A 24,126-nucleotide genomic window follows, 5' to 3' on the forward strand; every position below is an offset into this window, starting at 1 on the left:
CAGAGACGCTATTATGAGCGGGCTAGCGGAACTATGGTGCGTTATGGCTAGTCATATCGGCTTAAATGGGCGGTTAGCGGAACTACAGTACTCTATGCATCTGAGATTTTGGATTTCTCGCTAGCATTTACCTGTTTAACGCATCATAGTTCCTCTCCATGGTAAAAAAACAGGAAATTTAAAGAAATAGCGCACCGTAGTTCCGTCGTTACAGCTGGGCGATAACCGGTGATGGAAAAGAGAAGTGGAAGGTAGCTCAGAGTAGAGCAGAAGAGGGGATGGGATTGGTCTGGAGGATCGTTAGCGCCCGTATTCCACTTTATATGATGCTTATATTTCTGGGTAAACGCACTCGTCATGGAAGGACGGCGTAGCCGTTTACCCTTGTTTACCCACCATATTCCAAAATGGTCTTCGTCAACTGGGTTCTGTTGCGAAGGCCTGTTTTGCTCAGCATGGCATTCACATGCTTTTTCACCGAGGCATCGCTGATGAATAAAGCGGCTGCAATCTCCGAATTCGTATCTCCGCGCACTAATAAAGCGGCGACTTCCTGTTCTCTAGCCGTGAAGCCAGGGTAGGAAACGGCTCCTTTTGCTTTAGGGACAGCGTGTTCAGCTAACATCGAAAGCATTTCGGTAGGAAGGACGGAAGCAATAGGACTGTCACGCGTTATTATGGTGATTCAAGGCGACGAGTCTATCTTGGAGCAGATTTGTAAACAGCTATCCAAGCTGATTGATGTGGCAGAAGTCATTCACCTGAACAAGAATCCGTGGATTTCGCGGGAGCTTATGCTTGTTAAGTGTGCGGTAGAACCTGCCACACGCCCTGAATTATTCGGCATTGTGGAAACATTCCGCTCCTCCGTCATTGACGTCGGGATGAACTCTGTGATTATCCAAGTTGTGGGGGATACGGATAAAAATAACGCTTTTCTAAAAGTGTTAGATGCCTATGGAATTATAGAACTCACCCGGACAGGGGAAACGGCCATGAATCGAGGGGAGGCATTTCGACAACGAACGATACAGTTTAATGAGCAGGATGGGCACTAGTAATCAGGAATTATTTGGAAATAAAAGATAAACTAGAATAGAGCTTACCTGATTGCAGGCAGTCTTCCGAAGATGGATATACCAACTTTTAATAGGGGGGATTCTAGTGTTTGATCTGTTTCGTTTCATCATGCTTCGACCGACTGAGTATGGCAATGATAAGGATTCGATCATCAGGAGTGGGGACTCACGATTGTTGTCCCAGTTGGAAGAGGCAAAAAAGAGCGAAGATCCGGATCGCGAGCGAAAGCGCATTGCCGATCATTTTATATCGGATTCGCCATTTATCCGCCATGCTTCGGACTTGAAGTTCGGTGTGGCGTTGGAGCAGTTTGAAAGGCTGCTTAAGAACGATCCTCCAGGAGATCTAGCGGGTCTGCAGGCGGCTTTGATTCGCGCATTTGACCTGCAGCCCGGACAATTGGCCGATCATGCAGAGTGGCAACAGGATAAGCAGCGTTTATTCGACAGCCTGCTAGCTCTGAAGCTAGCAGATTCTCAGGCGGGGATCGACATGGGCATGCTCTCCCGCAACCTGCGTCTTATCGATCTTGCGGAACGAATTGCCGCCAAGGATGAGGTGCTGAATACGAAAGCGGCTTGGACACAGGCAATGAGCAAACCGATTGCTTTTCCGCAGGGCTTACTCACGCTAACCAGGCATATAGATACCAAACATGAAAGCGCTAACAGAACGATTGAGGAAGAGAACAGGCCGGAGCAAGAGCAGAACAAGCAGTTGGATAACCTGCTGTTGGCGCAATCCTTCTTGAGCGGTTTGGAGCCTGATGATCTCGAATATGAGGAAACGAATGATTCTCCTATCCCAACGCCTGAGCCGCAAGAGCCTAGAGATAGCGAAAAAATTTTACGCCGGCTGGATGTGCTGAGCAGTTCGCTATTGAACCTTGAACATAAAGGGCTGGATCAAGTATTAGCCTCTAGAAAAAAAGCCATTGAAGCGAGAGAGTTGCCGTTGATGGTGAAGAGGGGGAAACTTGCACTGGTAAATACGCAGATACGTGCTGCGCTGGAATCTGTAGATCTGGATCTTGCACGTCACTCTGTGCCATATGCCCTTAAAAAGGTAAGTGCAGAATTGGAAGTTTTCAAGCCAGCAATTGATATCGGCTCATGGCTAACCGGTAACGGAGAAACTTATCAGAAGGAGGTTTCACTGCAGGATGGCCGCTACGATCCTGTTCCAATGAAGCAGCTGCCGGAGACCTATGGAAAGCTTAAACCTGTAGGTGTAGCCGACCTCCTTGTCGTCAAGCAGCAGATTGTCGGCTACGAAGCAGGCGAAGTAGCTTTTATTGAAAATGTATTGCAGGGAGAATCCTTCGTCCGAACGGTTAGTCGGAAAGAAACGACAGAATATGTAACCATAACCGAAAATGAGACCATGAATGAAGAGGAGAGAGACCTGCAATCCACGGAACGGTTTGAGGTTCGCCGGGAAAGTGAACAGGTTGCCAGCACGAGCGCGAACATGCAATCTTCAGCCTATGGCGGCTTACAAGAGACGACGAATACGTCTAAGGAAAACACCGAAAGGCAAGCTTCAACATTTGGTAAAGAAGTGACCAGCCGTGCAGTATCCAAAATTACAGAGCGTTCCCGCACGCAGATCACACGCCGCACGCTGCAGGAGTTTCAAGAAACATCCAACCATCAGATTGATAACAATACCGGGGCCGGGCCTGTTGTAGGCGTTTACCAATGGATTGATAAGGTGTATGAGGCGCAAACGTATCAGTACGGGAAGAGGCTTTTGTATGACATGGTTATTCCTGAACCAGGAGCCTTTTTGCTGCAGGCGATGGCACTCGGGCAGTTCGATGGTCGCGAGTTGATCGAGCCGGATCCTTTCTACAATACGCCGGAGGGCGTAAAGGAGGGCAACTACCGCTTATTGGCTGCGAAATATCAGGCAACGGGCATCGAGCCTCCGCCAGCCAAATATGTGTTCATTAGCAAGGGATACAGCAAAGACGCCAATCAGGGCGTGGTTCAAAGCGAAGTCCTCCAAGTGCCCCCCGGATACAAGGCAAGCAAGGGATATGTCAACTTGGCAAGTTGGAGCAGCGATGCCGATGAAAGGGCAAGTATTGATGTAACGGTTGGGGATAAAGTGAACACTTATAATGGGTCAACCTACAATGTCTTAACATTTACGTTCCCCGACCTCCCTGATCAAGGCGCAGGCCATGTCCCCGTGTCGATTTTATCCTTCCACATCATTGAATACGCGCTAGGGGTAGGCATTACTTGCACGCGAACGCCCGAGCTTTATAAAAAGTGGCAGCAAAGAACCTACGATATACTGGTAACCGCTTACCAGCGCAGGAAAGCGGACTACGAGGAAAGGCTTGCCAATTTGCAAGCTGCATTGCGCGTGGGCGTTATTGGGCTATCCCCGCCTGAGAAGATCAGGCTCAGCTTGGAGGAATTGAAAAAGAACTGCATTTCTCTGATTACTCAGCAAAACTATGATGGATTTAATGGCATTAATTATTCAAACCAGAAGGATCCTGTTTCCGGGAAAACACTGCCAATCCCGCAAATCAGTGTGTCTGGCGCGGACTTGCAAGGTTCGTATATCCGTTTCTTCGAGCAGGCCTTCGAATGGGAGCAGATGATGCATTCCCTGTATTCTTATTTCTGGGGCCGTAAAAATCATTGGTTGAATAAAATGTCGCTCGAAGAGCGGGATTCCGAGTTCGCCAAGTTTCTGCGGGCAGGCGCGGCACGCGTCGTAGTGCCAGTCAGGCCGGGGTTTGAAGAAGCAGTTATCCATTTCATGGAGACAGGGAAAATTTGGAATGAACAAGGGCTGCCTGACATTCACGATGAGTTATATGTACCTCTGCTGAAAGAAATCCATGGACAGACGGACGGTAAGGATGCAGGGACTCCCTATGGGGAACCCTGGAGAATCAAGCTACCGACATCGCTGGTTAAACTGCGAACTGACGGTCAATTGCCCACGTGGAAAAAGCAGGGTGGGGAGTGGGTGAACGGCTGAGATGACCGTTCATCCTTTGCAGCAGGAGGCTGAGAACCGTAAAGCGATCTATCATGAAACGTTAGTCCGGCGGGCTTTTCTGCGGCATGACAGATGGGCGCAAGAGCTTGGATGGAGCGATGAAGAAGCGGCTCGGTTCTATTTCGCAGGGCCAACGATTAGCGATGCGTTGAAGTATCGTAAGCCGAGCGTCCTGAGTATGGAGGCACTTCGGAAGACGAAGCCGATTGCACCGCTCGATGCGGACACTAATCTTTTCGATGCGCTGGCACGCATGGAATTCAGTGTGCGGTTTCCGGAGCGGGAAAAGGAAATTTTCCCATGGACAGCAGATTCAGACAGGGATTTTGATAGAAAAAAGTACTGGTTCAGAGTTAGTGGAAATGTCCGGATGGATCTGCATTGTCTGCATAGCAACTCTGATTTCGGACTCAATGTTCTGCTTCGCCTGTTGTATCTGCACGGTCAGACGCCAGAGGGCCTGGAGGCTCCTTGGAAGCCGAATTGGGAATTTTCTTCGAAATGGAATGGGTACAACGCTTCCCCTCATTGGGATCTGGAGTTCCAATTGGAAGTGGAGAGAAGTCTCCTTCGCTTCAAGTTCTGGCACGATGAGCCTTTCTATGCGATAAGCGAGAGGGGGCTCCGAGAAGCCCGGAGCAAATATAACGTCGAGAGGCTGAGAAAAGAGAACAAAGAAGTAAGTGATGAGGACGAAGATCCCGACGATGATCAGTATAAGTACGAGATGGAGTATTGGTCGGAGAATCATCAAATTTTGTTTGCGACGGCCGAATATTTGGCCGGGCAGTGGATGCAGGGAACCGAATTTCGTCCTGGCCTCCTGCATAACAGCAAAACCGTTGCCATACTGGGGTCGGAGAGAATGCGCCGGGCGAAGGTACGGCTGGACCTATGGCTCGATGACCGCCTAAGATTCGGCATGAGCGAATGCAACGCGCCCGGTTACTATGACGAGCATATATTGGCGATGTTCAATTTGGCCGATTTTGCCTTGGATGAATCCATTCAGACGCGCGCCAGCATGGTACTCGACCTGCTGCTGTTCGATGTGGCCCGGAGCAGCCATGAGGGAAGTTTCAGCATTGCCGCCGCCCGTGCACATTTCAAACACAAGAATTGCGGCTGGCACCAATCCGTCGGCGATTTAATTGAGATCGCTTTTGGCACGCGGGACGGGGTGTATGTAGATGCAGATATGCTCTCTGCCTGCGCAATGGCTTCATCACGCCGATACATGATCCCGGAAGCGATTCTTCACATTGGCAAGGAACGCCCGAATCGGTCGATCGACCGTTCCCGATCCTCTATTAATTTTAATGAGGCGCATGAATACGGCATCGGCTTCGATAAAGATGAGGATGTTATGCGCTGGTGGAGCCGAGCTTCCTGGTTCACCAAGTATGTTATTGATGCAAGCGAGCGTGTTGTGGAAGCATACAAGTTGGGCGAGTCAAGTGCTTTCAAATTATTAGGGAAACTGAGCGCTGCCGGATCTATCTTCGGCATATACAGACTATTTGCCGGTAAATGGGACGGGGAAAAAGAGGCGGCAGATCAATTCTCCATCTTAACGGAAGGGTCCGCTTACACCCGCGCCAATATTTACACATATAGAAACCGGGATGCCATGCTGTCGAGTACGCAGAACCATCACGCGGGTCAGGTTAGTTTCCAAGGACATACCTGCCAAGCTACTTTGAGCATGGGGGCTACCGTTTTCGTGAACAGCCCTTCAGCGGGCGGCGATGTGAATGCATTAGCCACAGCAGGCGTCGGAGCTGGTGTTGGCGCTGGAGTAGGGACCATTATTGCACCCGGGATAGGTACGGTAATTGGCGGGGCTATCGGTTTTGTGGTGGGCGGATTAGCCAGTTTTGCACTGACCGATGTGCTGCCCGCCGATTCGGACGGACCCGATTGGTGGACTGGCAGCACTTCGCAGCCACGGGTCGTACAGATGAAAAACGCCGCCATCATTGGATTCAATCCGAAAGCTTCTCTCATTAAATTCGAGGATCGGGTGCACGCTTTTTTCCCGCAGGCCGCATTCGATAACGTTCCCGACGGGGAGAAGACGACGAAGGCACTAGGGAAAGGCAAATCCAGCTATTTCCCCTTCCGGAAATCGCTCTCCTGCAATATATCAACGGGCCGCTGGGTATTTGGACGCGTTGGGCGCGGATTCATTGGGCTTTTCTCCGCACAAGAGCCTAAATGGACCGTTGAAGGCGACGAAGCTTTTAGAGAAATCATGGTCGAGAGCGGACGCAATATATTTATTATCCAAATCGGCAATGAGGACGAGTTCGGCAGCTATGAACAGTTTATCGACCGTGTTCTGAGAGCGCGGATTCACATCAACGGTTTGAACTGGACTCCGAACGATTTCGAATGCAGCTACGACATCCCTGGGGGATCGAGGCTTGAACTGCACTTCGATCATGACGATGACGATCAAGTCAGGTATGCGGGCGCGCGGTTTAGCGATGATGATTTTCCGCGCATTGACAATGCTTATGCCCGGATCTCCTGGTTGCAGCAAAGATACGCGATTCAACATGGCGGACACTCGGTTGTTCACGACGTTCGCCACCTTCAGCGCAGTACGGGAGGGGCATTGCAGGAGCTGGAACACAGCCCTAATGTAAGGATTTACTACCATAATACGGGGCTAAAGATCACGTATGAGGGAACGGAGCGGGAACAAGCGATAGAGGTTCTGATTGAAAAGCTTGCGTCCGAGCCATGGGACATCATTGGGCTGTCCGAAATCATGGATAGCGGAGAGCGCATGAGGATTGGGGAAGCACTGAAAGAAGTGTACCCTTATCAAGTGGGGATGCCGATCCTTACATTCAATGGCTACCCGCACATGGATGAAGTTAGCAATGGACTTCTGCTGCTGAGCCGAAAGCCGATCAAAGCTAATGTGAACCTGAATGATGCCTATGGTTCCAAAGGATTTCTGTATGCTCGCGTTCAACTCGCAGGCCAGCCTTGCGATATCGATGTGTTTCTGGCAGATACGACACCGTTTGCTTATGATCCTGATCAACAGCAGGCTCCGCTCGATACCTATATGAATCAGCTTCGTCTGCTGTCCACTTTTATCCGTAGTTATCGTGATTATACGACTCCTGCGCTGTTGATGGGCAGCTTTACGATGGACGCGTTGGGCAGTGAGGAGCTCTATGGACAAGCATTTGACATCTTGCAGCCCTTTGAAGATTTAAAGCCGTTATATACGCCTTCCGAGGGAAAGAACATCCCGATGCATCCTGAAGCGACGGAAGAGAATCGGTTCTCATCGATTTCTTCCTTTTACGAAGGTAGTGAATGGAGGGCGGCTGACGATGACCAGAGGTTCGGAAGTGCGGCCATGCGGACTGACTATGTATTGTCCTGGCAAGGCACGTTGTTTGAACCGGGCTACACGGATCGGAAGGTGACGGTTCGCCAGTCTTCGGACGGGCGCGATCTTTCCGGTCACTACGGATTGGAAGCTAATCTGGCCGTGCTGAAACAATTTTTTCCTGCTTTATCAGCACCCATTCGTTCTATTGTTATCCGGCTAACTTATTTCTGGTGTCAAAATACAACGGACGGCCCTGGGGACGACGAGGTAGAATTTACGCTGCAGGGGGTCACATTTGGCGGCAAGCAGCTGTCCGTCACGACTCCAAGGTTTGAGGATGTTGACATTGGCACAGAAAAGCCGCTGGAGACTACGATTCTAGAGTTCGGCGACCCCGGAGAATATTTTATTATGATGGTGAGCGGCAAGGAGATCGATAATTGGACCAGCGCGGATGACAGTCTGGGTTCGTCGACCTTTTGGCTCTACAGGAAAGAACTGCTCAGGATGATCGGTACAACGACACGGCGCATATTTCCACCTCTAACAGGGGATGGATCTACCTATTGGCTGGAGGCGGAAATTACCGTTCGATAGCCGAAAGTGTTTCCTTTCAGAGCGGCTCATCTGCTCTTTTTTGCTTGGTTCTGCTTGCTTCGTTCCTAGAAATCGTCGCTAAATGCATAGGCATCACGAACACTATAAGCGATAGTAAGGAAAAGCAGGAGGAAGTAGAATGAGCAAGTCATTTTGGAAAAAACCTAAGGTTTGGAAGGTTCTGGCTGTTGGCGGGCTGTTAGGCAGTGCTGCACTATGCTTCGTATGCTACTCATATATTCGAGGACTTGATGTAAGCAAGCTCAATCAGCCGCTTCCAGAGGCGACCCTTGTTCTGGATAAAAATGGGAAACCGGCTTCGCAGCTCTCTTCGTCGAAGATCGATCCCGTGCCGCTGTCGCAAATGCCAAAGGCGCTGACCGATGCGGTAGTAGCGGTAGAAGATCGGAGATTTTACGAGCATGCCGGTATCGATCTAAAATCGATTTTCCGTGCCGTCATGCGGGATGTCCTTCGGGGCGGTTACTCGGAGGGAGCAAGTACGATCACGCAGCAGCTGGCGCGAAATCTGTTCCTGAATGCGGACAAAACACTTGGCCGCAAGCTGAGAGAAGCCGCGTACGCGATGAAAATAGATATGACGTACAGCAAAAACGAAGTGCTGGACATGTACTTGAACAGCATTTATTTCGGGGAAGGGAGCTGGGGGGTGCAGGGGGCAGCTAAAACCTATTTTGGTAAAAATGTGCAGGACTTAACGCTGCCTGAGGCAGCCGTTCTGGCTGCGCTCCCTAAGGCCCCTAGCAAATATTCCCCTTTTCAAGACGAGGCTCAGGCACTCGAACGGCGAAATACGGTTCTTTTACTCATGCGCGATACGGGTAAAATCACGCAGGAAGCGTACGAACTAGCGAAGGCGTCTTCGCTTGGTGTTGTCAAACAGCATAAAGGAGATGATCTGAAGGGACGCTACGCTGCTTATGTGGACGTGGTTATCAATGAAGCCGTGCAACGATACGGTTTTACAGAAGAGCAGTTACTAACCGGCGGGCTAAGGATTACGACGGAACTGGACACCTCCGTGCAAGAGGCGGTTTCAGATGTGTACAGCAATGAAAGCCTCTTTCCGGCAAGTAAACCGGATCAGCTCATTCAAAGCGGCGCGGTGATCCTGGATCAGCGAACAGGTGGCATTCGTGCGCTGGCGGGAGGACGGGGGGATGGCGTTTTCCGCGGATTTAGCCGTGCGACACAGCTGCGGCGGCAGCCGGGGTCTACCTTTAAACCCCTCGCCGTCTACGCTCCTGCGCTTGAGAAGGGGTACTCCCCGTCCTCTGCCCTGTATGACGGCCCGCTAGATATTGACGGCTATCAGCCGGAGGATTGGGACCATCAATCCCGGGGCCAAGTGACGATGCAGGAGGCTATCGTATCCTCATGGAACGTACCTGCCGTCTGGCTTCTTCATGAGATTGGCATCGACAAGGGCCTGCAATTTCTTCAGTCTCTTGGCATTGAACTGCCAGCGAAGGATCGCCAGCTAGGGATTGCGCTTGGCGGACTGTCAGAGGGGGTGTCGCCGCTTCAGATGGCGCAAGCGTTTAGCGCCTTTCCTGCCAAGGGAGTACTGCATCAGGCGCATACAATCTCGAAAATCGAAACTAGCGACGGGCATCTGCTTATTCAAGCCGGCACAAAGGGTGAGCAAGTCATGAAGGCGGAGACGGCCTATGCCATGACGGCGATGCTGCAGCAGGCTGTGGCGAGCGGAACCGGCAAGAATGCCGCAATGAACCGCCCCGTCGCGGGAAAATCCGGCACGACGCAATTGCCAGAAGCGGACGAATACAAGGGTTTGGGCGCAAACAGCGCCAAAGATGCATGGTTTGTGGGGTATACCCCTGAATTGACGGCAGCGATATGGGTGGGCTACGATCATACGGACCGGAATCATTACTTGACGACATCCGGCGGTGCCGTCCCGGCAGTCTTGTTTAGAGAGATGATGAGCCGCGCCTTGGCCCAAACGCCAGTAGCCGCCTTTGATATGCCAAACATCGGCTGGGCGGCTGCCCCATCAGAGTTAGGCGCTGTGTCAGACGAGGCTCCGCAGGAGAAGAAGGCAACCCAGCACGGGCATGGCAAAGGCAAGAAAAAGTAAGCTGGACGAACTGAAAAAGCCGTCGGCATCCGGGTGGATGTTGGACGGCTTTCTTCGTAGATAAGACAGCATACGTCGTCAGATATGTGTGTGTGACGAGCTTGCAGAGCGGAGATTCCGCACGCATCGTGTTGTGCGAGCATTTGACAGGATGAACGTAGACGATCCGGAGTGCCGCAGCTGGGCAGGTTGGATCACCCGATACCGCCTCGATCTGCGGTAAATCGTCTTTTTGCACGGGTGAGCGGAACGTAGGTGCGTTATGCGGCGGTATTTTCGGTTGTAGGGACATTTCGCGGAACTACCGTACCTTATGAGCAAGAAATGCTGGGTTTTGGGCACGTTTTCGCTCATTTAACGCACCCTAGTTCCGCTACAGGGGGAGAAAAGGGATGTTACCGTGGAATAAGGCATCGTAGTTCCGCCGATATCGCTGTGCATGGGGCATGGGAGATCCGGCAGTACCTCCTCCGTTTTCATGCGAAACTTGCTGAGGCAGAATGTCCCCGGAATCTTACAGGGTTATTGGATAGGAATACCGAATCGAGGATCGATTAGTTAAAAGAGAAGAAGAAGGCAGCACAAAGTAGAACAGAAGAGGGGATGGGTATGGGGTGGAGAAGCGTTAGCGCCCGTATTTGAAATCGTCTTATTACCGCTAATTAAATTCAATGAAAAGACGATTTCAAGAAACGGTCGGAACCCCATTCCCAATTCCCTCCCCATGCCTGGACGTGTGGGTTTAGTTAAGGATCTTGCAGCAGGTAGGTTTTTCTCATCAGGTCAGGAGGTTTTATGCTTTTAGTGGCATTGATCCAGGGCATCATGGATATGCCTCTTAAGCAGCAGTGTTTTTAATCATTAAAATACGCCCTAACTATTCCCTTATTCATTGTCATTTGTTTGATGTCCTGAATAATATACAGCAAATGCCTAAGCATAACGGACATTAAAAGAAAGGATGACGATTGATAACAATGAAAAGGACATATAAGGTCACGGAGATTGCTGGTAAAATCGGAAAAACGAGAGCAACTGTGGTGGAATGGTCAAATCATTTTCGCGAATTTCTCCCGACAGTAGTTGTTGGCAGCTCCCTAAGATACACAGATGAAGCCGTCAAAGTTTTTCAGATTATTTCTAAATTAACAGATGCCAATAAACCGCCAAAGCTTATCAAAGAACATTTATATGAAATGCGTCAGAAATCAATTATCGCGCTTAAAATAGAAGAAAAGCCTTTCCCTCCTTCATCTATTATTGATCCTGACTCCAATTTACCTCTTGCCATAAACAAATCAAACTTAGATTCAACTGTAAACAAATCTAACTTGCCGACTAAAGATTTAATTGAATTACGGAATATCATACAGCTTCTCACTCAGAAGATAGATGCAAGTAAAGCGCCAAGGAAGATGAATGACCATATAGATGACCTGAGTCAAAGGGTTGGAATATCTTCTTTAGCGGGCAGTACTTATCAATCCTCCAGTAAGGATCACTCCAATTCTCCGTTTATTCAGTTAACTAATCAAGTAACGGAACTTCGAGAAATAAATCAAGACCTCACGCAGAAATTTGTAGAAGTTTCGGAAGAAGTATTGGAACTGCGTCGTAATGTGCTCCAGCTTCTTACCCAAAAGGAAGATGACGTGGCCGAAGAAAACATCAGAAGTGAATTTTCTGCCCACATAGAATTACTCAACAGACAATACGAGGGTGTTTCGGTAGAAGTAAAAAAGCTGCAAAAAACGGCTGAAACCGTCCAGCAAAAGGTAACTGAAGTTTTAGAACAAGATCTCAAAGGTGAAATACTTACTGCTACAACGGAGCTGTTGAATCAACGAGATGAAGGCTTTTCAGAAGATATAAAAGAAGTGAAAGATGTGATTTTTCTCCACACACAAAAGGTAGCTAAAGTATTGGAGCAAGAAATCCGAGGTGAGCTGGATGTCACTGCAGGCTCGCTGAGCGCACGTTATGATGCTATGTCCGAAGAAGTAACGGAACTTCGCAGCGTGATCCAGGTCCTTACCCAAATGGTAGCTGAGTTGTTCGAACAAGACATCAGAAATGAAATTACAGAGACAATAGAAATACTGAACAGTCAATTTGAGAGTGTTTCAGTAGAAGTAAAAGGGCTGCAAAATGTGATCCAAAGCGTTCAACACAAGGTAAATGAGGCTTCGGAGCAAGATTTTAAAGGTGAGATACTTGCTGCCACAACGGAGTTGCTGAACCAGCGGTATGAAGCCACAAACGAAGAAGTAAGCGAATTGAGAAATGTAGTCCAGCTTCTCACTCATAAGGTGAGTGAAATGGCGGAGCAAGACGTTCGAAGCGAAGTGCTGGAGCTTTTAGCAAATGACATCAACAGCAAGATATCTTCAAAAGAAGAGTCATTAAATAGACGATATAACGACATAGCTCTACAATTGAAATCTCAGCAACAATTGCTTGGCAAGATTACCAAGTTTTTAAATATACCTGGTAATTAATGATAAAGAAGCCGCCATCACTAAAAAAATAGGTTGGCGGCTTCAGGATAGAATGAAGAGATGGGAACGGTTATTTCAACCTTCCATACTGCTTGGAAATAGATAAGATACGACGATACATTCTTTTGTCCTTCAAGTGCTTTAAAGGATAAAACTGGGGTCTTGTGTTAACCTCAAGGATCCAAGGTGCCCCTTTAACATCTAAGGCAACATCCAAACCTAACTCTCTAAAGCCCTTCTTATAACGATCGAAATGGTTTCCGACGGCAGATCCCAACCATTCCAGTTTTGTTTTCTTTCTTCGAATCAATGCGTTTTTATAGCCAGCTCCGGCCATTGTTTGGGGGAAATAATCAATTTTTCCGCCTTGATGATAGTTCGTTGCAACTGTACCTGGCTTGCCTATTTTTGTGAAAATAGCGCTGCTTTCCCATGTTCCATTTGACCTCTTCTGAACCATAACACGAATGTCAAAAGGTTTACCTTTCGTTGTGGCCAAGCGTATACCTTGTTGCAGCAAAAACGATCTATTTTTTGAGAAGCGGCGAAGCTTATTGTATAAACCTTTCTTGCTTGTGTAGAATGATTTAGCTGATTTATGTTGAATTTGATACCCGCCATCTATTGTTTTGATCCGAATGATGCCTGCTCCGCCTGTACCGCCAGTAGGTTTGAAATATAGGGTTGGAAAAGCCGACAGCATTAAATGAAGAGTTCTATTGCTGAATAGCTCAGTACGCGGGACATATTTTTTTAGCTTTCTATGCTTAATTAACCATTTGGTTTTAATCCATTTGCTTTTGATTGATTGGCTCCTGTACCTCATAATGATAACCTCCCATATCTCAGAATACGTTTTATGCTACATACTTGTCACAACATTTGCCTAGGCGTGATTAACAAGGCGTTCAGGCATCGTTTGGTTCAAAATATCGGCAAGTTGCTTCGACCTTTTGTCCCTGATTCATGTCGACAAAAATGCGTTGTACGCGTCCATAATGTGACAAACTTTTGTCTTGTGTAAGCTTATACTGTATATATCAGAAGCATGATTCCTGTTTCTCTTTTACAGACACTTGGGAGGATTGGTCTACATGGACAAGCAGTTCATAGAGAGGCTGCATACGCTCAACCGTCGCGACGAATTGAGATCAAGACTACTGATTGAAGGTGTTAAACGTACGCTGAAACGGAAAAAAGAATTGAGTTTTTTTGGCAGGTTACTGAGCAAAAAGAAGCCGGTTACCGCGAAAGGCTGGAATTGAAACTTTTCTGGGAGCTGCTTTTAAAGCGGCTTTTTTTTGAGCAAATAAAAATGGTTAAATCGAGTGCGCAGAGCGGAGAGGTTCCGCACGCATCGTGGTACGCGTATTTGACAGGATGGACGTGGAAGATCCGGAAGTGGCATAGCGGTTTGGATTGCCCCATACCGCCTTGGTCTGCGATAGATCGTCTGATTGCACGGGTGAGCGGAACGTGGGTGCGTTATGAGTGGGTATTTTCGGTTGTAGGGACATTTCGCGGAACTACCGTGCGTTATGAGCAGGAAATGCCGGGTTTCAGGCACGTTTTCGCTCATTTAACGCACCCTAGTTCCGCTTCAGGGGGAGAAAAGGGACGTTACCGTGGAATAAGGCATCGTAGTTCCGTCGATAACGCTGTGCATGGGGAATAGGCGGTCCGGCAGTAACTCCTCGGTTTTCTTGTGAAGCTTGCGGAGGCGAAATGAACCCGGAATCTTACTCTTGCAGGGGTGTTTATAGATAGGAATACCGGATGGAAGACACGTTCGGGAAAAGAGAAGTGGAAGGCAGCACAGAGTAGCACAGGAATGGGTATGGGGGGAAGCGATTCTCCATAGAGGCCGTAGAGCGCAACTAAGAATGCATATGATAGAATGGTCAAATAGGGTTCAATCGAAACTGTACGATGATGGAGGAATCTCAATGAGTCAACGCTATCGAATTACAAGAGCATTACAGGAAAATGATCATTCGGTGAAAACAATATCTTTGGAAGAGTGCAAAACGTATTTTACATCCAAACCTGATTTTTCCTATACATCGGTTTTCACAGTGACAGGCTCTACCAGCATGTCCATTGAGGGAGATTTTTTCATGTGGAGCTGCGACAATATAAAGATCCCATTCCGGCATTATCAGGGAGATATTTACGTATCCGGCACCAATGAAGCAGTGATCCCCAAGATGATTGAGGTTGCAAGCGAATTAGGAGCGGATGTATTGGAAGGGTAATTTATTCAATACTCGTATGAGGAAGACCAGTGAACAACAGAATAGAAAAGGGTGTTGCAAAGCGACTCCTTGAACTCATCATTGAAGAAGCCAATGTCTATTCAACAAAACAACGGCAGTCTAAGACTTTGTTTCCCAGTCCTAGGCTACCGTTGCACTTTTTGCTGCTCAGTTTACTACGTTCATTCAATCATCGTGTTTGTCCCGATGTTGTTGCTTCTCGTTCTTTTTATGGCTTTCGCTCTTCTCTAGCTTATCGCCCTTTTTAGCACTATTAGTGTGTTCTTCTTTATCGGTATTGGTTTGGCCCTGGTTTTGGTTGTGGTCTTGACCCTGGTCTTGATTTTGATCCTGATCTTGATCTTGACCTCGCCCCTGACCCTTCTCTTGCTTCGAATTCTCGCCTTGTTTCCAAGACGCTTTCATCTGGATATTCAGCTTTTTCGCATCGAGCTGGTAATGCTCGGCAAGTTCTTTAAGCAGCTGCTGTTCTGCGTCCGAGGACTTCAGATTAACCGAAGAGAGCAGCTCTTTGATCCATGCCGCAGCTTCATCACCTTTCAAATGAACCATGCCAGCTCCTTCGGGCTTGATGTTCAAGTCATAGTTCATGCCACTATTGCCGGGGACTTGCTGCATATGCAGTTTAAAGTGCTTGCCATCGATCTTCAGGTCCATGCCATCCAACCCTGGATAAACTTCCTTCACTTGCTGGGATGATGAGGGAGGAACGGCACTCGCAGATGGTGATGGCGATATAGTAGCTTGCGTACTTGCTTGAGGCTCGCTTGCTTCTGTAGAAGCGGGTGTAGGCGAAGGAACTGGTGATGCCGCCGCTGTTGACGAAGCAGGCTCCGAGTTCGCTATCTCTCCAGTTGAAGCCTTGACATAAGCCGCTTGCTGCTTATTGTTGAGAATCAATTCCACTGTATCGCCAGGCTTCAAGTCAGGCAGCAGCGCTTTTTGTTCATTCCGATACACCCAAACTGATTTGGCTAGCGGAATCGTTTGATCGCTCCCGTTTGTCGTTACAGTCACTTGAGTGCCGTCAGCGGCAATTGCTTTGAGTGTACCTTGAACGGATACCGAGATCGGTGGGTTGGATGTGGTCGCTGCAAAGGCTGTCCATCCGCCAAACAATAGAGCTGCCACTGTAAGTGCGAGAATTATGATCCGTAATTTCTTGTTCATGGTGATGCACCTCCACCAACAACTTTCGGCAGATGTGGGCGTTTTATGACGGTCTGGAACGGAAAATCAAGGTTAAAAGAAATTTCAGTAATTCAAATATGACTCGAATTGATCAGCCTGCATGGGCTTCCCGGTATAGTAGCCCTGCACGTAATCACAATCAAGCAGTTTCAAAAGCTCCAGTTGCTCGCCGCCTTCCACGCCTTCAGCGATGACAGACAGGCCTAGGCTATGCGACATGGCGATGACCGCTTTGACAATAGAAGCATCACTTTGTTCTGACGCGATATCCTGGATAAAGGATTTATCGATTTTCACCATATGAATGGGAAGTCTCTTCAGCAATAGTAGTGAGGAATGGCCTGTTCCGAAATCATCAATGGCGATATACAGTCCGAGACTGACGACTTCTTTAAGCATCTGCACGCTGTGTTCAATGTCTTGTACGGCGGTAGTCTCGGTTAATTCAAGGCATAGCAGGTTCGGGTCCGTTCCCGTCTCCTCCAGCACGGATTTAATCCAATCGGAGAAGGTTGCTAGACGGAAGTGCTGTGCAGAAATATTAATGGACATGGATAAAGTAGGCAATCCTTTGGCTTGCCACGCGTTCAACTGCAAGCAAGCTGCTCTCAGCACCCAGTTGCTAATGGGGATGATCAATCCGGTTTCCTCGGCAAAAGGGATGAAATCCGCTGGATAAATGAGCCCGTGCTCCGGCGAATTCCAGCGTAAAAGCGCTTCAATGCCAATGATGGTACCACAGCGTAAATCGATTTGCGGCTGATAATGCAAAATGAATTCATCATTTTCAATGGCTCGGCGCAAATTCATGCTCAAATTGAAATGGCGCTTCACCTTGGAGCTCAGCTCCTGCGTATAATGAAACATTTGATTACGGCCATTTTCCTTGGCTTTATACATGGCCATATCCGCGTATTTGATCAGGGATTCGGAATCGATCCCTTGATCTGGGTACACGCATGCGCCTAAACTCGCAGAAGTGACGGTCGGTTGCCCTTCCAGAATGAGAGGTGCGCTGATATTCTCGATCAAGGTGGCGACCATGTGTTCAAGTTCATCATTATCCTTGATAGCGGATAGAAGAATAATGAACTCGTCGCCGCCTAATCTAGCGATAGTATCGCCAGGGCGGATGCTGCTCGACAGTACTTCAGCGATATGCTGAAGCAATTTGTCGCCGGCTTGATGGCCGAGGGTGTCGTTAATGAATTTGAAGCGATCCAAGTCGATCAGGATAACGGCAAGCTTGCTTCCGTTCAGGTCGCACTGCTTCATGCTGGCTTCCAGGCGTTCCATGAAAAGCCGGCGGTTCGGTAATCCTGTAAGCGTGTCATGATAAGCAAGCCTGACGATCCGCGCCTCATCTTCCTTCTTTTTCGTAATATCAGAGATCGATCCGATCATCCGGAGGGGAGTGCCGGTATGGTCGCGAATCGCATCGCCTGTGGAATACAGCCACAGATACGTATTCTCGTCCTTGCGAATTCGGAATTCGGCCTGATAAGGCGTTCCTTCTCTCAAATGCCCGTAAAGTACGGCCCGGAACGTCACAAGATCATCCGGATGAATGATGTCTACTAGAGTTTGAGGATCCTCCGTTAAGCCTTCGGCAATGCTTCCTAAAATTTTATAGGTGCTGATGTTGTATTCAATGGTATTTTTAACAAGATTCCAATCCCAAATCCCGTCATTCGTCGTCTCTGATACGATTTGCAAGCGCTCCGCGATCGTTCGTATTCGTTGAAGGAGCGACTCTCTTTCCAGGGCAGCTGCAAGGATCATATAGGTATGCCGGCCCACTTGATTCACGAATAAATAGTGCAGCGTTTCAAGCGGGCCAACCAGTACCAGATAGCCCCAATCATGCTTCTCGCTCAGAATCGGATGGACGTAGACGAGATCAGAGCTTCCTGAACTTATGGAAGCGGGAAGATTTGCAACTGAGGGGAAGTCTTCGGCAGCCATCCGCTCCCCAATAAGGGGGACGGGATCGCCTTTTTTGCTAAAAACGCGATCGATGACCAGCTTCCGATCGGCGGCCAGAGCATGATCCCACAGGGCCAGATACCCCCAATGGGAGGAGTTCACAAACAGGTTGGATAATTCGATCTCTTCATCCGATGTTACGCGTATCAAACCCTGGATCAGCTCGTAGTTGCTGAACTCCATCTTGCGGAGGGAGGCGCTGAGTTCTTCCGCGATTTGTTGGCTGCGGAGAAGACTTTCGTTTAGCGCTCTCACCGGCTGCGTACACCCGCAGGAAGCTCGTATTATGAGCTGGGTTGGAACCAGCGTGCGAGGCTCCTTGGGCATTCTGCCCTCCAGCATGTCAAACAATGTCGAACAAGCGGCTATCGCGAGGTCAGTATGCGATTGTTTGACCGTTGTAAGAGCAATATCATCGTAGGAGGCTTGCTCGATATCATCGAAGCCGACAACGGCTATGTCCTTGGCGGCATGGGGATTCCGCTCCCGCCATGCGGAGATGAATCCGATTGCATTGCGGTCTGTAGCCGCAACCGCTGCTGTAAAGCTCTGCCTCCGCTCGGCAAGCAGCTGAACGCCATCGATGCCGCCTTGCTGCATGTTATCGGACACAAGGCAAACCAGGTCTGGATGAAACGCAAGGTTCCGTTCCGACAGCGCTTCTTTATAGGCTTCGTACCGTTCCATCTGATCATATTGTTTGACCATGCCCACAAAGGCAATTTCAGTATGTCCATGATCAATTAAATGCAGAACGGCTTCTTTGGCGCCTGCCCGGTTATCTACGACGACAGAGTGGCTGTTGCTGTTCGATATGGCATTTGCTATGGAAACAATGGGCTTTCCGAGTTGCTCCATAGCATGCAAGGTGGACTCGCTGGCCCCATCCAAGATTAAAATACATGCATCACAATGATTGACAAATACCGAAGTTTCGATCGGTTTATCGAAAGGGTGCTTCAACTGTGTTTGAATAACGGTTAATTGGGCCTTTTTATGTTGAATTTCCTTAGAAATCGCAGCTAAAATTTTGCCGAAATATTCACCATCGATGTGGGGGGTGTACACGGCGATTCGGACGGTTTTTGTATTCGATTTCAAATGCAATCACCTGCCTTTGGTCAAGATGCGAAAACAATCGATGTTGAAAATAAAGGAATTTTTTAGTAAGGAGAAATGCGGAGTATACATTCGACAAATATCGCGTGAAATCCTCTAATTGAAGATCCTTCTATACATTCTAATGGTTACCAAAAGAAAAACAGTCCCCCGTTCATATGCTTCAGAACGGAGGACTGCTTTTTTTTTGGTAAGGCGTTTAGTCCGTCTCGCTCTGTAGACGCTGCATGAATTCTTCAGCGGCACTATAACCTTGCTGGCGCAAATACCAGTTGTTGGCCGCGGCTTCGACAAGTCCGGCGACATCTCGACCGGGCTGGAGCTGAATTTCGATATGAGGAATCCGAATATCCATGTATTCGGTGAATTTGGGCTCCAGTTCCAAATCGTTGTTCAAGGCATGCTCCTGCCATTTGGTCAGTTCGATGTCCAGAACGATGCGGGTTTCATCCTGGAACGCCTTTCGGCCATACAAGCGCGACACATTAATTAGGCCTATGCTGCGCAGCGCAAGGAATTCCTTCGTTTTCCCGTTGTGCGTGCCGAGAATCGTCTCGGGACTGATCTTCTTCAGCACGACGATGTCATCTGCGACTAGCCGGTGCCCCCGACGGATCAGCGTGTGAGCGGTTTCGCTTTTGCCGACGCCGGAATTGCCCCGCAACAGGATGCCGATGCCCGACACGTTGACGCAGACCCCGTGCACGGCTATTTCCTGGGCAAGCGATTTGCTTAAATACATATCGACCAGCTCTTGGAATTTCGTCGTCGAAGCGGGAGTGCGAAGAAGAGGGATATTTTCCTCCTCGCAGTATTTGGTTAAATATTTCAAGCCTTCCTGATTGCGTGTGACGACAAAACAGGGAGGGTGGTACTTGACAATATTCCCGATATGCAGATTTCTTTCATGCTCGCTTAGTTTGTGCAAATACGTAATTTCTTTCCTGCCCAGCAGTTGGACATGTTCTTGCGGAAAATATTCGAAGTAGCCGACAAACTCTAGGCCAGGGCGGTGCGCCCGAGTCTTGGAAATCGTGCGATGCAGCTCTGAATGTCCGGCAAGCACTTCCAATGAGAAGCGTTCAACCAGATCTTTAACAGTGATAGGTTTCAATCATCGTTCCTCCTTGCTCAAACATGTTTCATAGATTCGCCAGAAGTCGACGTAATTCCTGCGATGGAAACGCTTTTACTGAAATTTCTGGCTCTAAATACGGACTGGGCTAAGATATGCTCTCACCCTATGTAAGCTAGTTATAAAATATGGTATAAAAAGGACAAAAATATTGACGCTTACTAGGGGAAGTTCTATAATTTTAATAAGGTTTGCTCTGAAAATTCAGAAAAATTTTCGGGGGTCACAAGAGGTTCAAAAGGAGCTTATTTCATGGTTTATGATGGCATCTTAATAGGTTTGATCGTTGGCTTCATTCGGGCCGGTTTCAAAAATGGCATCCTTGCCCTGTCCCAGCTTCGCATCCGAGGCGGATTGATATTCCCGGTCTTGCTGCTAGTTCAGCTTGGATTCATATTTTTACAAGATTACATCCCCTTTCTGGCGCAAAACAACGGTTATTTATTTCTTGTTGCTTATATCGTCGGGCTTTATCTGTTATGGTTGAATCGTCATGAAAGAGGCTTCTGGTTCATTTTTGCCGGTGTCGCGCTGAATACGCTTGTCATGTTGGTGAATGGCGGCCGAATGCCTGTATCTGAGGAAGCAGCATCCGTACTGGATCCCATTTATGTAAAGATGCTCAAAGAAGATCCTGTCGTGTATAAGCACATATTGATGACAGATGCGACACGACTTCCGTTTCTTGGCGATATTATTTCGCTGTCCGCTCCTTATCCAAGAAGACAGGCCATCAGCATCGGCGATGTGATTATGAACTTCGGAATTTTCATTTATCTACAAAAAGCACTGCTAGTACACAAAGTACAAGCAGCACTTGTAGAAATAAAGTAAGTTTTACATACTACATAATTTGTGAAAGGAGAGACCGTGATGAAAAAATTACAAGATATTAAATACAGCCGCGTTATTATTAATGCAATCATCGTTGCGTCCGTTATTATCGCTCTTTCTTCTGGATACAAAATTGGTGGGCCTTAATCATCATATTAAACTCTCTTTATATTTGTGTTAGTATTAGGGGAAACAGAATATCTGTTTCCTCTTTACTATTTTTAGCTGGATATTATCGTGGAAAGGTCGTAGGCGTTCATGAAGGTCGCACAAAAAGTTTCTACACAGCTGAGACAATCTAGCAAACTCTACTCATTGCTAGTGATATTTACCGGTGCGGTCATATTTGCGGTGAATTTTAAATTATCTTTCAACGGTTATTCGCTATCTGATTGGGTTATGATTTACTCTTTGGTTGCAGCGGTCATTATCCTTGAATACTTCATCTTTCAGCTGCCGCCGGAAGGCAATTATCAATCGATGGATTCATCGGTTTTTCTCGCAACGATTTTTGCCTTTGGCGGAAACATGGCACTGGCCGTTCTGTTGTTAAGCTCGTTTATTATATTGCTATGTAACAAAAATACGGTTTGGTGGAAGCACATATTTAATTTTGCCGCATATTCCTTAATGATTTCCGGGGCTAGTTTGACTTATTATTTGTCGGGCGGGAAACTCGGGAAATTTGATGCGGAACATTCGTATGCCTATTTGTTCGCCTTGGCTGTATATTTTTTAATCAATGTGCTCTTGATCGGGTTATACTTCTTTTGGTTACATAAAGGAAAACTATTTGAAATTATTAAAAGCTTTATTAAAGATTCTCTTTTTGCTTACTTTAGTACACTTTTACTTTCTATGGTTTTAGTTGTGTTAATTACAAATAGCCGGTTTATTGGATTGTTCTTATTTCTGGCGATAGCCATGCTGCTTTCGCATGCATTCCGGCGCCTGTTCCTGATGTACAACGAGGTAAGCGAGAAGGCGAATAAGGACAGCCGTACAGGGCTGTTTAACCATAGTTATTTCGAAGAAAAGCTGGAAGAAAAGATACATCAATATCGTGAAAAAGATCGCTCCTTCTCCCTGGCCTTGCTGGATTTGGACGATTTCAAAAAATATAATGATGCCTTCGGCCACCCGCAAGGGGACAAGCTCTTGAGTCTTTTCGGCAAAATCCTGAAAGAGGAGTGCGAATCAAGGAAACTTCTCGCAGCGCGCTATGGCGGTGAGGAATTCGCGATTATTATGCCGGAGTTTTCGAAGGCGAAGGCTTTTGCATTTCTCAATGAGCTGAGGAAGAAGATCAATGATACGCCGTTTGAAGGCGTAGAGGTTTTCCCGCATGGATGCATTTCGTTCTCGGCTGGCATCTATGAAGTGACGAAGGAAAACTACTATAAATCGCAGTTGGTCGATTTGGCAGATCGTGCCCTGTCTGCAGCCAAGGATAAGGGAAAGAACTTGGTTTCGATCTATGGCGAGCAGAGCCAGCTTCCGCAAAGCATCGAGCAGGAAATTCACGATTTGGAGCAACAGCTGAAAATATTTTTATCGAAAGATGTTTACACGTTTAAACATTCCAAGCGTGTCTTTTCGTATGCGGCCGACATGGCGGATGTGCTTGGGTTGCATGAGGATGATCGCCGTCTGCTTATTCTAGGCGCGCTTGTGCATGATATTGGCAAGCTGGAAATCCCGAGGGACGTTCTCAACAAGAAGACGAAGTTAACGACGGACGAATGGGAAATGGTTAAAAAGCACGTGTTGTGGGGAAAAGAGATCGTACTCGCAACCGGCAAATATAAGGATTTGGTCCCTCTGGTTGAACTGCATCATGAGCGATTCGACGGGAAAGGCTACCCTTACGGGCTAAAAAGCGATGAAATTCCTAAGCTGGCCCGGATGCTGTGCATTATCGATTCTTTTGATGCGATGACGACCGAACGGCCTTATCAGGTGACGAAGTCACTGGAGGAAGCAGTTGAAGAATTGAGACGGTTCGCGGGCGTGCAATTCGATCCTGAGCTGGTTGAACCTTTCATTCTGTACATTCAGTACAAGATGAGAACCGGTTTGGCGCGAGATCCCGGGGGGACGGAAGCGATCTAGACCAAACCAAATTACAGAAAAGGACTGAATCTGGATGGAAACTGCTTATAAAAATTGTCAAAGCTGCGGGATGCCCTTAGCTCGTGATGAGCAAGGAGGCGGCAGTGAGCAAGATGGAACCAAAAGCAACATGTATTGCAGTCACTGCTATCAGAATGGTGAGTTTACGATGCCGGATCTGACCGTTGATCAAATGAAGATCACGGTAAAGCAAAAACTGGTCGAGTTTGGTTTTCCGCGATTTCTGACAGGCCTTTTTACAAGGAATATTCCCAAGCTCAAAAGATGGTCTAAATGAAAGTAAAATAAACGTCTCCCTGCGCTCGCAAAGACAAAGAACGCCCAGCGCCAGTTTCGCGCGGAGCGTTTAGTTTCCAATCTATTTCTTGTGTTTATGTAGATGCAGCTATCTGATGACGCCGCATTTTTTCGCAAGTGTCGGCCATGTCGAGACAAACATGTTTTCCCACCTGTCCTCAGGCAATACCCGAATCCATTTCGCGATTTGATCCAGGCCCATTTCACACAATGTGTTCAATACTTCTTCTTTTTCGCAACCTGCATTTGTTGCTAACATCGCAAACCACCTCAATCATTTGTAATCAAACAATTATGTATATGCGATACTTTGAAAATAAGTTCCACTTATTTCAAATTCCTCGGAAGAATAGGTTTGGCTGTCTCCAGCAAGCGCCCCAGCTCAGTATCGTCCATTTCGATATATCCGTAAAATGATTAACCTTTACCTTGGACTTGCCCACTCAAAAGCAGATAGAGAAGAAACGGATGCG

At 47.7% G+C, this 24,126-nt stretch carries 16 protein-coding genes; 10 read left to right on the top strand and 6 right to left on the bottom strand.

What is annotated here, in order from left to right; translation table 11 throughout:
* Positions 1–388: 388 nt before the first annotated feature.
* Positions 389–625 carry a response regulator transcription factor gene (locus ABRS97_RS23495; RefSeq protein WP_367817888.1) on the bottom strand — a complete coding sequence of 79 codons (237 nt, stop codon included), beginning with the start codon at positions 623–625 and terminating at the stop codon, positions 389–391.
* 49 nt (positions 626–674) lie between these two features.
* On the opposite strand from ABRS97_RS23495, the gene ilvN reads away from it, so the two are divergent.
* The 5 genes from ilvN (at position 675) to ABRS97_RS23520 (ending at position 12,682) form a co-directional block, all read left to right on the top strand.
* A complete protein-coding gene (gene ilvN / locus ABRS97_RS23500; RefSeq protein ID WP_367818011.1) occupies positions 675–1,058 on the top strand; it encodes an acetolactate synthase small subunit in 384 nt (127 codons plus the stop codon).
* A gap of 106 nt (positions 1,059–1,164) precedes the next feature.
* A complete protein-coding gene (locus ABRS97_RS23505; protein WP_367817890.1) occupies positions 1,165–4,086 on the top strand; it encodes a hypothetical protein in 2,922 nt (973 codons plus the stop codon).
* Position 4,087: 1 nt separating this feature from the next.
* On the top strand, positions 4,088–8,062 hold the full coding sequence (locus ABRS97_RS23510; protein WP_367817892.1) for an exonuclease/endonuclease/phosphatase family protein: 3,975 nt from the start codon (positions 4,088–4,090) through the stop codon (positions 8,060–8,062).
* Between the two features lie 139 nt (positions 8,063–8,201).
* Positions 8,202–10,184, top strand: coding sequence for a transglycosylase domain-containing protein (locus ABRS97_RS23515; RefSeq protein WP_367817894.1), 1,983 nt, complete (start codon positions 8,202–8,204; stop codon positions 10,182–10,184).
* A gap of 977 nt (positions 10,185–11,161) precedes the next feature.
* The gene (locus ABRS97_RS23520) at positions 11,162–12,682 is read left to right on the top strand and encodes a MerR family transcriptional regulator (RefSeq protein WP_367817895.1); all 1,521 of its coding nucleotides are present in this window, start codon (positions 11,162–11,164) and stop codon (positions 12,680–12,682) included.
* A 70-nt stretch (positions 12,683–12,752) separates the two neighbouring features.
* On the opposite strand, the gene ABRS97_RS23525 is transcribed toward ABRS97_RS23520, so the two are convergent.
* Positions 12,753–13,508, bottom strand: a complete 756-nt coding sequence (locus ABRS97_RS23525) for a YheC/YheD family protein (protein WP_367817897.1) — start codon at positions 13,506–13,508, stop codon at positions 12,753–12,755.
* A gap of 268 nt (positions 13,509–13,776) precedes the next feature.
* On the opposite strand from ABRS97_RS23525, the gene ABRS97_RS23530 reads away from it, so the two are divergent.
* Both ABRS97_RS23530 and ABRS97_RS23535 read left to right on the top strand, forming a co-directional pair.
* Positions 13,777–13,947 carry a hypothetical protein gene (locus ABRS97_RS23530; RefSeq protein WP_367817899.1) on the top strand — a complete coding sequence of 57 codons (171 nt, stop codon included), beginning with the start codon at positions 13,777–13,779 and terminating at the stop codon, positions 13,945–13,947.
* A 681-nt stretch (positions 13,948–14,628) separates the two neighbouring features.
* On the top strand, positions 14,629–14,937 hold the full coding sequence (locus tag ABRS97_RS23535) for a hypothetical protein (RefSeq protein ID WP_367817900.1): 309 nt from the start codon (positions 14,629–14,631) through the stop codon (positions 14,935–14,937).
* Between the two features lie 186 nt (positions 14,938–15,123).
* On the opposite strand, the gene ABRS97_RS23540 is transcribed toward ABRS97_RS23535, so the two are convergent.
* From ABRS97_RS23540 to hprK, 3 genes are all read right to left on the bottom strand, one after another.
* Complete coding sequence (locus tag ABRS97_RS23540; RefSeq protein ID WP_367817901.1) at positions 15,124–16,128, bottom strand: hypothetical protein; 1,005 nt, start codon at positions 16,126–16,128, stop codon at positions 15,124–15,126.
* A gap of 84 nt (positions 16,129–16,212) precedes the next feature.
* Positions 16,213–19,236, bottom strand: a complete 3,024-nt coding sequence (locus tag ABRS97_RS23545; RefSeq protein WP_367817902.1) for an EAL domain-containing protein — start codon at positions 19,234–19,236, stop codon at positions 16,213–16,215.
* Between the two features lie 217 nt (positions 19,237–19,453).
* Positions 19,454–20,368, bottom strand: a complete 915-nt coding sequence (hprK, locus tag ABRS97_RS23550; RefSeq protein ID WP_367817904.1) for an HPr(Ser) kinase/phosphatase — start codon at positions 20,366–20,368, stop codon at positions 19,454–19,456.
* Between the two features lie 273 nt (positions 20,369–20,641).
* Between hprK and ABRS97_RS23555 the strand changes: the two genes are divergently transcribed.
* The 3 genes from ABRS97_RS23555 (at position 20,642) to ABRS97_RS23565 (ending at position 23,633) form a co-directional block, all read left to right on the top strand.
* Positions 20,642–21,223 carry a DUF5317 domain-containing protein gene (locus ABRS97_RS23555; protein WP_367817906.1) on the top strand — a complete coding sequence of 194 codons (582 nt, stop codon included), beginning with the start codon at positions 20,642–20,644 and terminating at the stop codon, positions 21,221–21,223.
* Positions 21,224–21,481: 258 nt separating this feature from the next.
* Positions 21,482–23,335, top strand: coding sequence for a bifunctional diguanylate cyclase/phosphohydrolase (locus tag ABRS97_RS23560; protein WP_367817908.1), 1,854 nt, complete (start codon positions 21,482–21,484; stop codon positions 23,333–23,335).
* 34 nt (positions 23,336–23,369) lie between these two features.
* Complete coding sequence (locus ABRS97_RS23565) at positions 23,370–23,633, top strand: zinc ribbon domain-containing protein (RefSeq protein WP_367817910.1); 264 nt, start codon at positions 23,370–23,372, stop codon at positions 23,631–23,633.
* Between the two features lie 108 nt (positions 23,634–23,741).
* On the opposite strand, the gene ABRS97_RS23570 is transcribed toward ABRS97_RS23565, so the two are convergent.
* Positions 23,742–23,912, bottom strand: coding sequence for a hypothetical protein (locus tag ABRS97_RS23570; RefSeq protein ID WP_367817911.1), 171 nt, complete (start codon positions 23,910–23,912; stop codon positions 23,742–23,744).
* Positions 23,913–24,126: the final 214 nt, after the last annotated feature.

Origin of the sequence: Paenibacillus tabacirhizosphaerae (genome assembly GCF_040812395.1) — a bacterium.
Taxonomy (GTDB): domain Bacteria; phylum Bacillota; class Bacilli; order Paenibacillales; family NBRC-103111; genus Paenibacillus_E.